The sequence below is a fragment of the Puerhibacterium puerhi genome (assembly GCF_009846865.1).
In the GTDB taxonomy this organism is placed as follows: Bacteria; Actinomycetota; Actinomycetes; order Actinomycetales; family Cellulomonadaceae; genus Puerhibacterium; species Puerhibacterium puerhi.
In genome coordinates this window covers 229,460-244,797 of the sequence record NZ_WUWN01000001.1, presented here as the reverse complement: position 1 = coordinate 244,797, position 15,338 = coordinate 229,460, and the positions used below count along the sequence as shown (strand labels likewise).

Sequence of the window (15,338 nt, the reverse complement as noted above, 5' to 3'; positions counted from 1 at the left end):
GTCGGTCGACCCGGCGGGGGCGGCGAGGCCTGGCCGGGTCAGGCGGTGGCGAAGCGTGCCCAGACGTGCTTCTCGTCGTTCCCGTCGCGGAACCAGCCGAGCTCGCTGGCCGCGCGGCGCGCCAGCTTGAGCCCGAACCCGCCGGCGCCGGGCTCGCGGTGCGTGGCGATGACCGGGGGCACGTCGGGGCGGTGGTCGACCACGTCGACGGTGGCCGTGCCCTCGTCGCACAGCAGCCGGACGGCGAACGGCGGGCTGCCGTGCCGCAGGGCGTTGGTGGCGAGCTCGCTGGCGACCAGGACGATGCGCTCGAGCTCGGGACCGTCGTCCTCGCCGGTCGCGTCCCGCAGGGCGGTGAGCAGGTACGAGCGGACGCTCGACAGGTCGTCGACGGACCTGATCGTCCAGCGCGCCACCTCGGTGAGCGTCGCCGGCGGCGCCAGCTCGACCAGCCTCACCGTTCGTCAGCCCCTCGCCCGCCCACCGGCACGGTGCGGCCCGCGTCCCCGTAGGCGAAGAGGTCGGAGACCCCGGTCAGCTCCAGCAGGTCCCGGATGTGCTCGGGGACGCCGCGCAGCAGCGGGGGCTCGGGGGTGAGGGACGCGGCGTGGTAGAGCAGCCGCAGGCCGCCCGAGTCCATGAACGTCACGCGCGACACGTCGATGACGAGGCGACCGCGCGCGGCCCCGGCGGCCTCGCTGAGGACGTCCTCCACCCGGGCCTGGACGGCTGCGTCGATCTCGCCGCTCATGACCCACAGGGCGCCGCCGTCCTCGATCTGGACGTCGCCGTGCTGCGTCACGCTCGTGCCCTTCCGTCGCGGTGCCCGGCCCCCGTGGGCCGAACGGTCACAGTGGTCGAGCGTACCCGCCGACGCCGGGCCGCGCGCGTCGCCGGACCGGGGCGGGGGTGCGGCCCGGCGACGCCGGCGGCTCAGCGGCCGGGCGCGGCGGCCCGGGCCGTCAGCGCAGGCAGGACGTGCCGCGCGTAGCGGTCGGCCACGGTCCGTGCCGTGCCGGCCGGGTCGGCGGCCCAGACGCCCTCGTGGAAGATCTCCGTCTCCACGTCACCCGCGTAGCCGCTCTCGGCGACCCACCGGGTGATCGTCGGGAAGTCCACGTAGCCGTCGCCCACGTGCCCGCGGGAGTGCAGCGGGTCGGCAGCGAGCGGCAGCACCCAGTCGCACACCTGGTAGCCGGCGATCCGGCCCTCCTGGCCCGCCCGGGCGATCGCCTCGCGCAGCTCGGGGTCCCACCACACGTGGTAGGTGTCCACGACGACGCCCACGACGTCGGCCGGGAACGGCTGGGCCAGGTCGAGCGCCTGGTCCAGCGTGGACAGCACGCCGCGGTCCGCCGCGAACAGCGGGTGCATCGGCTCCAGGACGAGCCGGACGCCGTGCTCGGCGGCCACGGGCGCGAGGTCGGCGAGCCGGTCCGCCACACGGGCGCGCGCGGCGACGACGTCCCGGTCGCCCGGGACGGCGTCGGGCCGCGGCCCCTGGCCGAACCCGCTGATGGCGGGCAGGCCGCCGACGACGATCACCAGCTCGCGCGTGCCGACGGTGGCGGCCTCCTCGATCGCGCGCCGGTTGTCGTCCAGCGCGGCGGCGACCGCGGCGTCGTCGGCGGCGGTGAGGAAACCGCCGCGGCACAGCGACGACACCCGCAGGCCGGCCTCCGCGACGATGCGCGCGGCCTTCTCGGCGCCGACCTCCTGGACGCGGTCGCGCCACAGCCCGATCGCTCCCATCCCCGCCGCCGCGGCGGCCGCCACGGCCTCCGGCAGGGTGGCGTGCTTGACCGTGGCCTGGTTGAGCGAGCAGCGGCTCAGGTCGGGAGCGGAGCCGGTGCCGGGCGCGGCGCTCATGCGTCCACCCCCGCCGTGGCCAGCAGGGCCCGCAGCCGGGCGGCGGCCACCGGCGGGTCGAGCAGCAGCCCGCAGCCGTCGGCCAGCCGGGCCAGCTCGACCAGGTGCGGCACCGACCGGCCCGCGTGGAGCCCGCCGACCATCTGGAACCCCGGCTGGAAGCCGTTGAGCCAGGACAGGAACGCCACGCCCGTCTTGTAGTAGTACGTGGGCGCGCCGAACAGGTGGCGGCCGAGGGCCTCGGTGGACGCCAGGATCGCGTGGCCGCGGGCGGCGCCGTCCGGGTCGCCCGCGGCGCCGGCGTCGAACGCCTGCAGCGCCGTCGACGCCGCGGGGAAGATCGCGGCGAACACGCCCAGCAGCGCGTCGCTGTGGCCCTGCTCGTCGCCGGCGATCAGCTCGGGGTAGTTGAAGTCGTCGCCGGTGTACAGCCGCACCGGGGAGCCGTCGAGCGCGGCCAGGGCCCGGCGCAGCCGGACCTCGTGCGCGGCGTCGAGCAGGGACACCTTCACGCCGTCGACCTTGTCCTGGTGGGCGCGGATCACGTCCAGGAACGTGGCCGTCGCGCCGTCGACGTCCGCCGACCCCCAGTAGCCGGCCAGCGCGGGGTCGAACATCGTGCCGAGCCAGTGCAGGATCACCGGCCGGTCGGCCTCGGCGAGCACGGCGTCGTAGACCCGCGCGTAGTCCTCGGCGGAGCGGGCGACCCGCGCCAGGGCGCGGGAGGCCATGACGATGACCTGCGCGCCGGCGTCCTGCACCAGGTGCATCTGCTCGCGGTAGGCGGCCACGACCGCCTCGAGCGCCGCGGGGTCGCCGGGCTGCCACCCGGCGACGACGGCGGGGTCGAGCTGGTCGGTGCCCGCGCCGCAGGCGATGCGGCCGCCCGCGGCGCGCGCCTCGGCCGCGGTCCGGCGCACCAGCTCCTGCGTGGCCGTCCAGTCCAGGCCCATGCCGCGCTGGGCGGTGTCCATCGCGTCGGCGACGCCGAGGCCGTGCTCCCACAGCCGGTGGCGGTAGGCGAGCGTCGCGTCCCAGTCGACGACGGCGGGCGCGCCCGGCACGTTGTCGGCCCCGGCCCGGGGCACGACGTGCGCCGCGGCGAACGCGACGCGGGAGGTCAGCGGCGCCGTCGGCCGGGTCCACGGGCCGGGGGCGTTGAGCTCGCGCAGCTCGGTGCCCGCGACGCGGCCGCCGTCGTCGAACCGGGGCAGGCGCACGGTCACGCCGCTGGGCCCGAGCACGGGGGCCCGGCGGGTCCCGGGGGCGGTGGCGGGCGCGCTCACAGCGTGATCTCCGGGACGTCGAGGCGGCGGCCCTCGGCCGACGAGCGCAGGCCGAGCTCGGCCAGCTGCACGCCCCGGGCGGCCGAGAGCAGGTCGAAGCGGTGGGGGCGGCCGGCGACGACGTCGCGCAGGAACTCCTCCCACTGCGCCTTGAACCCGTTGTCGAGGTCCGCGTTCGCGGGGATCTCGAGCCACTGGTCCCGGAAGCGCTCGGTGGTGGGCAGGTCGGGGTTCCACACCGGCTTGGGCGTGGCCGAGCGCGGTTGCGCGACGCACCTGAACAACCCGGCCACGGCGGAGCCCTCCGTGCCGTCCACCTGGAACTCCACGAGCTCGTCGCGGTGCACCCGCACCGCCCACGAGGAGTTGATCTGCGCCACCACCGGGTCGCCGGCCGGCGTCTCGAGCTGGAAGATCCCGTACGCGGCGTCGTCGGCGGTGGCCTCGTACGGGCGGCCCTGCTCGTCCCAGCGCGTGGGGATGTGCGTCGCGGTCTGGCTGGTCACCGTGCGGACGGTGCCGACGATGCCCTCGAGCACGTAGTTCCAGTGGCAGAACATGTCGGTGGTCATGCCGCCGCCGTCCTGCGCCCGGTAGTTCCACGACGGGCGCTGCGCCGGCTGCACGTCGCCCTCCCACACCCAGTACCCGAACTCGCCGCGCAGCGACAGGATGCGCCCGAAGAAGCCCTCGTCCACGAGGCGGCGCAGCTTGACCAGGCCGGGCAGGTAGAGCTTGTCGTGCACGACGCCGGCGGTGACGCCGACCTCCGCGCGCAGCCGCGCGAGCTCGACCGCCTCGGCGAGCGTCTCCGCCGTCGGCTTCTCGGTGTAGACGTGCTTGCCGGCCTGCATGGCCTTGGTGAGGGTCTTGGCGCGCAGCGAGGTCATCGAGGCGTCGAAGACGACGTCGGTGGCCGGGTCGGCGATCGCGGCGTCGAGGTCGGTGGTCCACTCCGCGACGTCGTGCTGGGCGGCGAGCTCGCGCAGGCGGGTCTCGTTGCGGCCGACCAGGACGGGCTCGACCTGCACCCGCGTGCCGTCGGGGAGCAGGACGCCGCCCTGCTCCCGGATGGGCAGGATCGAGCGCAGCAGGTGCTGGCGGTAGCCCATGCGTCCGGTGACGCCGTTCATCGCGATCCGCAGGGTGCGGGTGGCCATCGGGACTCCTTCGTCCGGGGGCAAGGGGTGCGCGGGAATGCGCTTTCCGGCACCGTAGGCGGCGAGCGTCGCGACGTCAAGGCACCCGGCGCCCACGGCGGGCGCGCCGGGCTGCCGCGGCGGTGTCGCGGCGGCTCCGCCGCGACACCGTCGCGGCTCCGTCGCGATCCCGTCGCGGCCCTGTAGCGGTGCCGTCGCGATCCCGCGAGCGCCGCCTGCTGCCGCCCCGCGGGCCCGAGGTCTAGGGTGCGTCACCGGAGGTGGGAGCGTGGGCAGACCCCGGTTGCAGGACGTCGCGGCGCGCGCCGGCGTGTCGCTGGCGACCGCCTCGCGCGTGCTCAACGGCTCCAGCCGCACGCCGGCGCCCGCCCTGGTGGAGAGGGTCCGCGCGGCGGCCGCCGAGCTCGGCTACGTCGTCAACGCCCAGGCGCAGGCGCTCGCGAAGGCCCGCACCGGGCTCCTCGGCCTGGTCGTGCAGGACATCTCCGACCCGTACTTCTCCTCGATCGCCGCGGGCGCGCAGGCGCAGGCCCGACCGCACGGCCTGCAGCTGCTGCTGGCCAGCACCGACCGCGACCCGGCGGCCGAGCGCGAGGCGGTGGACGCGTTCGCCGCGCACCGGGCGGACGCGATCGTCGTCGTCGGCACACGCTGGACCGGGGACGACGACGCCGCCCTGGCCGAGGCGCTGGGCCGCTACGCCGCCGCCGGCGGCCGCGCCGTCGTCGTGGGCCAGCCGCTCGGCGAGGCCGCCGTGGTCCGGCCGCCGAACGCCCCCGGCTCCCGGGCCCTCGCCGAGGCGCTGCTGGGCCAGGGGCACCGGCGCTTCGTGGTGGTGACCGGGCCGGACCGGGTCGTCACGGCCCGGGAGCGCGCCGACGCGTTCACCGCGGCCGCCGAGGCCGGCGGCGGCCACGTCGAGCCGGCGGTCGTCGCCGGCCAGTTCTCCCGGGACGGCGGGTACGGCGCGGCGGCCGAGGTGACCCGGCTGGCGCGGGACGGGGCCGGGCGGCCGTGCGTCTTCGCCGTCACCGACGTGATGGCGATCGGCCTCATCGCCGGCCTGCGGGACGCCGGGCTGGCGGTGCCGCGCGACGTGCTGGTGGCCGGGTTCGACGACATCCCGACGCTGCGCGACCACGTGCCGGCGCTGACCACCGTGCGCGTGCCGCTCGAGGAGATCGGCCGCCGTGCGGTGCTCGTGGCGCTCGGCGAGGCCGACGAGGCGGGCGAGGCTGACCCCGCCCTGGCCACCCAGGTGCTGCTGCGCGAGTCCACCGGTGGCTGAGCGGCGACCGTCGTCGGCCGCCGCCCGGTCCGCTTGACCCTCGCCGCCGCGGCGTCTACGGTGCGTGGAAAGCGCATTCCGTGACGTGGGTCACCTCAGCGACGAGGGGGTCTGATGACCGCAGTGGTGTCGGACCGGGCTACGGTAGCCCGGCAGAGCAGGACGGCGGTGCGGCGATCGCCCGCGCCGGCGCGGTGGTGGGCGGCGGCGTGGCGGCCGCTGACCCTGGTGGTCGCGGTGCTGGTGGTCTGGTGGGTGGTGACCGCCCAGGGCTGGCTGGCCCCGTACGTGCTGCCCTCGCCCGCGGACACCTGGGCGGCGGCGGCCGAGAACGCCGCCTACCTGGGGCAGCACACCTGGGTGACGACGTACGAGACGGTGATCGGCTTCGCGCTGGCGGTCGTGATCGGCGAGCTCGTCGCCGTGCTCATGGCCTACTCGCCGACCACCGAGCGCACGGTCTACCCGATCATCCTGGTGGCCCAGGTGGTCCCCAAGATCGCGATCGCGCCGCTGTTCGTGGTGTGGCTCGGGTTCGGCGTCGCGCCGAAGATCACCGTGGCCGTGCTCATGGCGTTCTTCCCGGTGGTCATCTCCGGGCTGGCCGGTCTGCGCTCGGTCGACCCTGAGGTGATCGAGCTGACCTCGACGATGGGCGCGAGCCGGCTCAAGACCTTCGCCAAGGTGATGTTCCCGGCCTCGCTGCCGCAGCTGCTGTCCGGGCTCAAGGTCGCGGCGACGCTCGCCGTGACGGGCGCCGTCGTGGGCGAGTTCGTCGGCGGCAACGAGGGCCTCGGGTACGTGATCCTCCAGGCCAACGGCAACATCGACACCGCCATGCTGTTCGCGGCGCTCGTGGTCATGTCGCTGCTGGGCATCGTCCTGTTCCTGATCATCGAGATCGCCGAGCGCCTGCTCATCGGCTGGCACCCCTCCCGGCGTGCCGCCACCGCCGCGACGACCGTCGCCGGCGCCTGACCGACAGACCGGCCCGCGCCGCCGTCGGCGGCCGCGGCACCCCGCCCCCGTGCAAAGGAGCACATCCATGTCCCACCCCCGGCACACGTCCCTGGCCGCAGCGGCTGCCGTCGCGGCCACCGCCCTCGCGCTCGCCGGCTGCGCCTCCTCGGACGCCGCGGGCGGCTCGGCCGCGAGCGGCGGCGACGAGTCCCGCGCCGTGACGCTGATGCTCAACTGGTACCCGTACGGCGAGCACGCGCCCTTCTACTACGGCGTCGAGCAGGGCATCTTCGCCGACCACGGCATCGACCTGACGATCGAGGCCGGCCAGGGCTCCACCAAGACGGTCCAGGCCGTCGGCGGCGGCCAGGTCGAGTTCGGCTGGGCGGACACGCCCGCGCTGCTGGCCAACGTGGACAAGGGCGTCGACGCCCGCAGCGTCGGCGTCTTCCTCCAGACGACGCCGTCGGCGGTGCAGGTGTTCGCCGACTCGGGGATCGCGGAGCCGGCCGACCTGGCCGGCAAGACCATCGCGGTCTCGGCCGGCGACGCCCCGACCACCACGTTCCCCATGTACCTCGAGGCTGCCGGGCTCGGCCCGGACGACGTCAAGCAGCAGAACCTCGACGCGGCGGGCAAGGTGTCGGCGATGCTCACCGAGCAGGTCGACGGCCTGATCGGGTTCGCCCACGACCAGGGCCCGACGATCGCCGCCAAGAGCGGCAGGGAGGTGAGCTACCTGCGCTACTCCGACGTCGGCCTGAGCTTCTACTCCAACGGCCTGGTCGCCAGCACGGGCACGATCACCGACGACGCCGAGCTGGTCTCGGACATGGTCGCGGCCACGTCAGAGGCGTTCGCGGCGGCGGCCGAGGACCCGGAGGCGGCCGTGGCGTCGATGGAGGGCAAGGACCCGCAGATGCCGGCGAAGGACGTGCTCCTGGAGCAGTGGCAGCAGACGGTCGAGCTGCTGCACACGGACGAGACCGAGGGCCAGGCCCCGGGCGCCAACGACCCGGCGGACTGGCAGAACACGCTCGACGTGCTGTCGACCGCCGGCCTGATCGAGGGCGGCAAGGGCGTCGAGGAGTACTACGACGACGCGTTCGCCCCGTCGGGGGAGTGAGAGCCATGGTGACCGCGACGAGGGCACGGACGAGGGCACGGACGAGGGCACGGACGAGGGCAGGAGGGGCAGTGACGACGCTGACCGAGGAGCCGGGGGTCGCCGGGACGGCGCAGGACGTCGTGTCCGTCGACGGGGTGTCCGTGACGTTCCGTTCGAAGCGTGCCTCGACGAGCGCGCTCGGCGAGGTGGACCTCGCGGTGCGGCCGGGGGAGTTCGTCTCCATCGTTGGGCCCTCCGGCTGCGGCAAGTCGACGCTGCTCAAGGTGGTCGCCGGCCTGGTGGCCCCCACCACCGGGCAGGTGCGGCTGCGGGGCGACGTCGTGGCGGGCCCGCGGCCCGACATCGGCTTCGTGTTCCAGCGCGCCGCCCTGCTGGACTGGCGCACCGCCGAGGGCAACATCCTGCTGCAGGCGGAGATGCGGGGCATGGACGCGGCGGCGGCCCGCCGTCGCTGCGCCGAGCTGATCGAGACCACGGGCCTCAGCGGCTTCGAGAAGGCCATGCCGCACGAGCTGTCCGGCGGCATGCAGCAGCGCGTCTCGCTGTGCCGGGCGCTGCTGCACGAGCCGGACGTGCTGCTCATGGACGAGCCGTTCGGTGCCCTCGACGCGCTGACCCGCGAGCGGATGAACGTCGAGCTGCAGCGGGTGTGCCGCGAGGCCGGGGTCACCGTGCTGCTGGTGACCCACTCGGTCCCCGAGGCCGTCTACCTCGGCGACCGGGTCGTGGTGATGGGCCCGCGCCCGAGCCGCGTGGTGGAGGAGCTGCGGGTGGACCTGCCGCCCGTGCGCGACTACACCGCCGCGATGGAGGACCCCGAGTTCCACCGCGTGGCGAGCCGGGTGCGCACCCTGCTGGGCTCGCCGCAGGGCGGCGACTGACCTCCGCCAGCGCCGGCCACGGCGCTGCACCCGCGCCGCACCCGCGCCGCACCCGCGCTCGCGCGCCGCATTCCGGGTCCCTGGCGGTCCGAGACAGAGGGGTCTGTCTCGGACCGCCAGGGACCCGTGGTCGTGCGGGCCGCGGAGGTCCCGGTTTGACGAGGCAACGCCGAGCGTGTTTCCTATAGGAAACACGAAGACGTCCGATCGACGGAGATCATTGTGCGCACTGCTGACACCTGGCCCATCGCGGCCAACATGCTGTCCTTCGGCTCGACGACGGCCGACGGGACCCCCAACCTCGAGGCGCCCGCCGAGTCGTGGCGCTCCCAGCTCCAGCAGGTCGCCGACCTCGGGTTCACCGACGTCGACCCCACGGACGCCTGGCTGTCGATCGGCGAGCTGTCGGACGCCCGGTTCGGCGAGCTGCTCGCCGTCCTCAAGGAGGTCGGCCTGGCGGTCCCGTCGGTCTCGACCACCCGCCGCAGCGTCGTCGACGCGAAGCGCGGCGACGACTACCTGCGCATCGGCCACGCGATCATCGACCGCGCGCCGGCGCTCGGCGCCGAGGTCGTGAACTTCGGCTTCATGCAGGACCTCACGCCGGCCCAGCAGAAGGCGCTGTGGTTCTGGCTGGCCGAGGGGCACCACGACCCGGTCGATGACCCCGCCGCGCGCGACGAGGCGATCCGCCGCATCCGCGAGCTGGCCGACCACGCCGCCGAGGTGGGCGTGGCGATCAGCCTCGAGATGTACGAGGACACCTTCATCGGCACCCCGGACCTCGCCGTGCGGTTCGTGCAGGACGTCGACCGCGAGAACGTGGGCCTCAATCCCGACCTGGGCAACCTGGTGCGCCTGCACCGCCCGATCGAGGACATCCCCACGATGTTCGAGAAGGTCCTGCCGTTCACGAACTTCTGGCACATCAAGAACTACACGCGTGACGAGGACCCGACGACGGGCACCTACGCCACCCACCCGGCGCCGCTGGTCTCGGGCGTCGTGAACTACCGCAACCACATCCGCCGGGCGCTGGAGCTGGGCTTCGAGGGCGTCTTCGTCTGCGAGCACTACGGCTCCGACAGCCTCGGCGTGGCCGCGCTCAACCGCGAGTACATCCGCGGCGTGCTGCGCTCCGCGGGCCGCTGACCCGCGACCGACTGACGACACGAGCAAAGGTGCAGGTCTCATGACGTACGTCCACAACCGGCCCGAGGACTTCGCCCGCGAGGCGCTCTCCGGCCTGGTCAAGGCCCACCCCGGCCGGCTCCGCAGCGTCCCCGGCGGCATCGCCCGCGCCGACGGCACCCGCCCCGGCAAGGTCGCCGTCGTCGTCGGCGGCGGTTCCGGCCACTACCCGGCGTTCGCCGGCGTGATCGGTGACGGGCTCGCCGACGCCGCGGTGTGCGGCGAGGTGTTCGCCTCGCCGTCGACGCGCCAGGTCATCGACGTCTGCCGCGCCGCCGACGCCGGCGCCGGCGTGTGGTTGTCGTTCGGCAACTACGCCGGCGACGTGCTGAACTTCGGCGCCGCCGCCAGCCGCCTGCGCGCGCAGGGCATGGAGGTCTCCGTGCTCGCGGTGACCGACGACGTCGTCTCCGCCCCGCCGGAGCGCGCCGCCGAGCGGCGCGGCGTCGCCGGCGACCTGGTGGTCTTCAAGGTGGCCGGCGCGGCCGCCGAGGCCGGCGCCGACCTCGCCGAGGTCACCCGGCTGGCCGCGCACGCCAACGACCGCACGTTCTCCTTCGGCGTCGCCTTCGACGGCTGCACGCTGCCGGGCGCGGAGGCGCCGCTGTTCCACCTCGACGAGGGCGTGGTCGGCTGGGGCCTGGGCATCCACGGCGAGCCGGGCGTGGGGGAGGAGCCCCGCCCCTCGGCCGCGGTGCTCGCGCAGGAGATGGTCGACCGCGTGCTCGCCGAGCGCCCCGCGGACGCCGACGGCCGCGCCGCCGTCATCCTCAACGGCCTGGGCGACGTGAAGTACGAGGAGCTCTTCGTCCTGTGGGACCGGGTGAGCGACCTGCTGGTCGAGCGGGGCGTCACGCTGGTCGCGCCGCTGGTCGGCGAGTACGTCACCAGCCTCGACATGGCCGGCTGCTCGCTCACCGTGGCGTGGCTGGACGACGAGCTCGAGCCGCTGTGGCTCGCGCCCGCCGACACCCCGGCGTTCCACCACGGCTCGTGGCGCGCGGCGCCCGAGACCGCGGCGCCCGAGGCGCTGGCCGAGCCGGAGCCCGCGCTGACCGCCGCCACCACCGAGGCCGGCCGCCGCGCCGCCCGCCAGGTGGCCGAGGTGCTGCACCGCTGGCAGGACGCCCTGCACGGCGCGGAGGAGGAGCTGGGCCGGCTCGACGCGATCGCCGGCGACGGCGACCACGGCCGGGGCATGTGCCGCGGCATCGACGCCGCCGTCGCGGCCGCGGACGCCGCGCTCGAGGCGGACGGCGACGCGCCGTCCGTGCTGCGCCGCGCCGCCGACGCGTGGGCGGACAAGGCCGGCGGCACCTCCGGGGCCCTGTGGGGCGTGGGGCTGCTGGCGCTGGCCGACGTGCTGCCGGCCGACGCCGACGTGAGCGCCGACGACGCCGTGCGCGGCGTCCAGGCCTTCCACGACGCGGTCACGGGCATCGGCGGTGCGCGCCCGGGCGACAAGACGCTCGTCGACGCGCTCGCGCCCGCGACCGAGACGCTCGTCGCCACCCACGGCGACGGCACCGACCTGGCCGCCGCCTGGGGCGCGGCCGTCGACGCCGCCCGCTCCGGCGCCGAGTCCACGAAGGACATCGCGGCCCGCCGTGGCCGCTCCCGCGTGCTGGGCGACAAGAGCCTCGGCGTGCCCGACCCGGGTGCGACGTCGCTCGCGATGCTCCTGGCCGAGGCCGGCGCCGTGCTCGGCGCCGCCGCTGACGAGACGAAGGTGGGTTCCTGATGACCGACACGCTGCGCCTGGTGGTCGGCTCCGACGACGCGGGGTTCGACTACAAGGAGATCCTCAAGGCCGAGCTCGAGAAGGACGAGCGCGTCGCGTCGGTGGTCGACGTCGGCGTGGGCTCGGACGAGCACACGCACTACCCCTACGTCGGCGCCACCGCGGCCCGCATGGTCGCCGCGGGCGAGGCCGACCGGGCCCTGCTGATCTGCGGCACGGGCCTCGGCGTGGCCATCTCGGCGAACAAGGTGCCGGGGGTGCGCGCGGTCACGGCGCACGACTCGTTCTCCGTCGAGCGCTCGGTGCTGTCCAACGACGCGCAGGTGCTGTGCATGGGCCAGCGCGTCATCGGCATCGAGCTCGCCAAGCGCCTGGTGCGCGAGTGGCTCGGCTACCGGTTCGACCCGGCCTCGTCGTCCGCGCCCAAGGTCGCGGCGATCAGCGAGGTCGAGGCCGCCGCCGGCACCGCACCCGAGGCCGCCGGGTCCTGCTGATGACCTCGTCCACGCCGGCGCCCGCGCCGGTGCAGCGGCCGCCGCTGGTCGCCGTCTCGCTCAAGGCCTACCTGGGCGCGGCGGCGACCGCGGACTGGCTGACCGGGGTCCGCGACCTCGCGGCCGGCGGCGCGGCGACCGACGGCGCCGAGGGCGCCGGTGCCGCGGTCGAGCTGGCCGTGCTGCCGTCGTTCCCGCTCGTGCCCGTCGCGGCGCGGATCCTCGAGGGCACCGCCGTGGCGTGGGGCGCGCAGGACGTCGCGCCGTCCGACGCCGGGGCGCAGACCGGCGAGGTCACCGCGCCCCTGCTGGCCGAGCTGGGCTGCCGGTACGCCGTCGTCGGGCACGCCGAGCGGCGCGCCCGGTTCGGCGACACCGACGAGGTCGTGCGCGCCAAGGTCGGCCGGCTGGCCGCGGCCGGCGTCGTGCCGCTGCTGTGCGTCGGCGAGACCGAGCGGGTGCCCGCGCAGGAGGCGGCCGACGTGGCCGCCGCCCAGCTCGCGGACGCCCTCGCCGGCAGCGGCGCCACGGACGTCGTCGTCGGCTACGAGCCCGTGTGGGCCATCGGCGCGCCCAAGCCCGCGGGGCCCGACCACGTCGTCGCCGTCGCGGACCGGCTGCACGCCGCCCTGGCCGAGCTCGGCGTGCCGGGCCGCGTCGTCTACGGTGGCGCGGCCGGTCCCGGCACCCTCACGGCCCTGGCACCCGCGGTCGACGGCGTGTTCCTCGGCCGCTTCGCGCACGACGTCGCCGCCCTGGGCGAGGTCCTCGCCGAGGCCCGCCGGCTCGGGGCAGCGGTCCCGCGCTGAGCCGCGCCACCCACCCCCTGATCTCCCTTCCCCTGCACCACCCCCTGCACCACAGCACCCCCTGAGGAGGACCATCGTGGTCACCAGCATCAGCACCGTCGCCGTCGTCGGGGCCGGCTACATGGGCGGCGGCATCGCCCAGTCCCTCGCGCTGGCCGGGCTGCCCGTCACCATCGCCGACGTCTCCGCCGACGCGGCGAAGGCGGCGCTCGAGCGGCTGCTCGTCGAGGCCCGCGAGTTCGAGGACGCCGGCCTGTTCGACGCCGGTGCCACCGAGACGATCCGCGCCAACCTGTCCGCGGCGCCGTCGATCGAGGAGGCCGTCGCCGACGTCGACTTCGTCGAGGAGGCGGTCTTCGAGCAGGTCGAGGTCAAGCACGACGTGCTGGCCCGCATCTCCGCCGCGGCGCGGCCGGACGCCATCATCGGCTCCAACACGTCCACCATCCCGGCGCGCACCCTGTCGACCGCCGTGCAGAACCCGGAGCGGTTCCTCACGGTGCACTTCTCCAACCCGGCGCCCTTCATCCCGGGCGTCGAGCTGGTGCTGGGCGACAAGACCGACGAGGCGGTCGTGCCCGTGGTCAAGGAGCTGCTGGGCCGTGCGAACCGGCAGGCGGCGATCGTGGCCGACGTGCCGGGCTTCGTGCTCAACCGCCTGCAGTACGTGCTGCTCAAGGAGGCCATGTCGATCGCCGAGGAGGGCATCGCGACCCCCGAGGACATCGACACGATCGTGCGTACCACGTTCGGGTTCCGCCTCGGCTTCTTCGGTCCGTTCGCGATCGCGGACCAGGCCGGGCTCGACGTCTACGCCGGCGGCTTCCGCACCTTCGAGGAGGCCTTCGGCGAGCGCCTGGCCACCCCGCAGCTCATCAAGGACGCCGTGGCCGACGACCGTCGCGGCGTGAAGAACGGCAAGGGCCTGCTGCGCGACTACACGCCGGAGCAGGTCAAGGCGCTCGTCGCCTACCGCAACAAGGCGTACAGCGAGATGGGTCGCCTGGTGCGCACCCTCGGTCCGGCCCCGACGGCCTGACGTCCCTCCCTCCCCCTCCGGGCATCGCTGCCCGACTCCCACAGACACAGGAGTCTTCGTGGTCACGGTCAACGAAGCGGCACTCGTCAAGCGCATCACGCTGAAGCTGCTGCCGCTGCTGGTCATCCTCTACACGGTCGCCTACGTCGACCGCTCCGCCGTCGGGTTCGCCCAGCTCCACATGGGCGCCGACGTCGGGATCGGCGACGCCGCCTTCGGGCTCGGCGCCGGGCTGTTCTTCATCGCGTACTTCCTGTTCGAGGTGCCGAGCAACGTCCTGATGCAGAAGTACGGGCCGCGCATGTGGTTCGTGCGCATCCTGCTGACCTGGGGCGCGATCACCGCCCTCATGGCGCTCACGCAGGGCCCGATCAGCTTCTACGTGCTGCGGTTCCTGCTCGGCGTCGCCGAGGCCGGCTTCTACCCGGGCGTGATCTTCTACCTGACGACCTGGTTCCCCCACCGGCACCGCACCAAGGCCACGGGCACGTTCGTCGTCTCCGCGCCGCTGGCGTTCCTGATCATGTCGCCGCTCGCCGGCTGGCTGCTCGGGGTCGAGGGCCTCGGCATGGTGGGCTGGCAGTGGCTGTTCGTCGTCGTCGGCGTCGCGGCCATGGTCATGGCGATCCCGACCTGGAAGTTCCTGCCGGAGAGCCCGCGCTCGGTGAAGTGGCTCTCGGCCGACGAGGTGGCGTGGATCGAGGGCGAGCTCGAGAAGGACAAGCGCGAGCGCGGGCAGGAGGACGGCAAGAACCCGCTGCGCACCCTGCTCGACAAGCGCGTGCTGACGTTCGCGCTGCTGTTCTTCCCGTCCACCGTGGGCGTCTACGGCCTGTCGTTCTGGCTGCCGCAGGTGGTGGACAAGTTCTCCAGCTCGAACATGCAGACCGGCCTGCTCACCGACATCCCGTACGTCTTCGCGCTGGTCGGCGTGCTCGTGACGTCGCGCTGGGCGGCCCGGAAGTTCGCCGAGAACTGGGTGCCGCTCGCGGTGCTGTTCCTCGGCGCCGGCCTGGGCATGGGGGCGAGCGCGTTCTTCCACGCGCCGGTGGCCCAGCTGGCCGCGCTCTCCCTGGCGGCGTTCTGCGTGTACTCGATCGCCGGCGTGTTCTGGGCCCTGCCCAGCGGCGTGCTGGCCGGCGCGACGGCGGCCGTCGCCATCGCGGCGATCAACTCGTTCGGCAACCTGGGCGGCTTCATCGGCCCGTACGTGGTCGGCATCTTCACCGACGTTACCGGGACCACCGCGGCGGGCATGTACTTCCTCATGATCGTGCTGTGGCTCGGCGCGCTCGGCACGTTCGCCGCCCGCCGCGCGGTGCAGCGCATCCAGCGGCGCGCCGTCGACGGGGCCACGGAGGTGGCCGCCCCGGCCGCCGGGACCGCCACGCGCTGACGCGGCACGACGTCGACAGGGGGTCGACGCAGGGACTGCGCGGGGGGCCGCGCAGGACTCCGGGGAGAGGGCGCCCCGCCGGCCACGGCCGGCGG

15 protein-coding genes are annotated in these 15,338 nt (G+C 74.8%); 10 read left to right on the top strand and 5 right to left on the bottom strand.

Translation table 11 applies throughout. The features are described from left to right. Positions 1–38 precede the first annotated feature (38 nt). The 5 genes from GSF02_RS01160 to GSF02_RS01140 all read right to left on the bottom strand — a co-directional run bounded on the left by GSF02_RS01160 (position 39) and on the right by GSF02_RS01140 (position 4,315). Complete coding sequence (locus GSF02_RS01160) at positions 39–458, bottom strand: ATP-binding protein (RefSeq protein ID WP_159791880.1); 420 nt, start codon at positions 456–458, stop codon at positions 39–41. Continuing rightward, positions 455–802 (bottom strand): STAS domain-containing protein, encoded by a 348-nt coding sequence (locus GSF02_RS01155; RefSeq protein ID WP_235915282.1) that lies wholly within the window; start codon positions 800–802, stop codon positions 455–457. The genes GSF02_RS01160 and GSF02_RS01155 overlap by 4 nt, the downstream gene beginning before the upstream one ends. Positions 803–933: 131 nt before the next feature. Further along, on the bottom strand, positions 934–1,869 hold the full coding sequence (locus tag GSF02_RS01150; RefSeq protein ID WP_159791878.1) for a sugar phosphate isomerase/epimerase family protein: 936 nt from the start codon (positions 1,867–1,869) through the stop codon (positions 934–936). Beyond that, complete coding sequence (locus tag GSF02_RS01145; RefSeq protein ID WP_201308730.1) at positions 1,866–3,083, bottom strand: dihydrodipicolinate synthase family protein; 1,218 nt, start codon at positions 3,081–3,083, stop codon at positions 1,866–1,868. Before GSF02_RS01145 ends, GSF02_RS01150 begins: the two co-directional genes overlap by 4 nt. 68 nt (positions 3,084–3,151) lie before the next feature. Then, a complete protein-coding gene (locus GSF02_RS01140) occupies positions 3,152–4,315 on the bottom strand; it encodes a Gfo/Idh/MocA family protein (protein ID WP_159791876.1) in 1,164 nt (387 codons plus the stop codon). A gap of 268 nt (positions 4,316–4,583) precedes the next feature. On the opposite strand from GSF02_RS01140, the gene GSF02_RS01135 reads away from it, so the two are divergent. The 10 genes from GSF02_RS01135 to GSF02_RS01090 all read left to right on the top strand — a co-directional run bounded on the left by GSF02_RS01135 (position 4,584) and on the right by GSF02_RS01090 (position 15,243). Next, the gene (locus GSF02_RS01135) at positions 4,584–5,603 is read left to right on the top strand and encodes a LacI family DNA-binding transcriptional regulator (RefSeq protein WP_159791874.1); all 1,020 of its coding nucleotides are present in this window, start codon (positions 4,584–4,586) and stop codon (positions 5,601–5,603) included. Between the two features lie 168 nt (positions 5,604–5,771). Continuing rightward, positions 5,772–6,581 (top strand): ABC transporter permease, encoded by an 810-nt coding sequence (locus GSF02_RS01130; protein ID WP_235915281.1) that lies wholly within the window; start codon positions 5,772–5,774, stop codon positions 6,579–6,581. A 67-nt stretch (positions 6,582–6,648) separates the two neighbouring features. After that, positions 6,649–7,689, top strand: coding sequence for an ABC transporter substrate-binding protein (locus GSF02_RS01125; RefSeq protein ID WP_159791870.1), 1,041 nt, complete (start codon positions 6,649–6,651; stop codon positions 7,687–7,689). Positions 7,690–7,760: 71 nt separating this feature from the next. Further along, positions 7,761–8,573: an ABC transporter ATP-binding protein gene (locus GSF02_RS01120; RefSeq protein WP_235915280.1), complete on the top strand. Its 813-nt coding sequence runs from the start codon at positions 7,761–7,763 to the stop codon at positions 8,571–8,573. 222 nt (positions 8,574–8,795) lie between these two features. Next, positions 8,796–9,725 (top strand): sugar phosphate isomerase/epimerase family protein, encoded by a 930-nt coding sequence (locus GSF02_RS01115; protein ID WP_159791866.1) that lies wholly within the window; start codon positions 8,796–8,798, stop codon positions 9,723–9,725. A gap of 40 nt (positions 9,726–9,765) precedes the next feature. Beyond that, on the top strand, positions 9,766–11,505 hold the full coding sequence (locus GSF02_RS01110; RefSeq protein ID WP_159791864.1) for a dihydroxyacetone kinase family protein: 1,740 nt from the start codon (positions 9,766–9,768) through the stop codon (positions 11,503–11,505). Continuing rightward, positions 11,505–11,999, top strand: coding sequence for a ribose-5-phosphate isomerase (locus tag GSF02_RS01105; protein ID WP_159791862.1), 495 nt, complete (start codon positions 11,505–11,507; stop codon positions 11,997–11,999). Before GSF02_RS01110 ends, GSF02_RS01105 begins: the two co-directional genes overlap by 1 nt. Next, entirely contained in the window at positions 11,999–12,808 is an 810-nt protein-coding gene (locus tag GSF02_RS01100) for a triose-phosphate isomerase family protein (RefSeq protein ID WP_159791860.1), read from the top strand. The genes GSF02_RS01105 and GSF02_RS01100 overlap by 1 nt, the downstream gene beginning before the upstream one ends. 76 nt (positions 12,809–12,884) lie before the next feature. Then, positions 12,885–13,847, top strand: a complete 963-nt coding sequence (locus GSF02_RS01095; RefSeq protein ID WP_159791858.1) for a 3-hydroxyacyl-CoA dehydrogenase family protein — start codon at positions 12,885–12,887, stop codon at positions 13,845–13,847. A 58-nt stretch (positions 13,848–13,905) separates the two neighbouring features. Next, on the top strand, positions 13,906–15,243 hold the full coding sequence (locus GSF02_RS01090) for an MFS transporter (protein ID WP_159791856.1): 1,338 nt from the start codon (positions 13,906–13,908) through the stop codon (positions 15,241–15,243). Positions 15,244–15,338 lie beyond the last annotated feature (95 nt).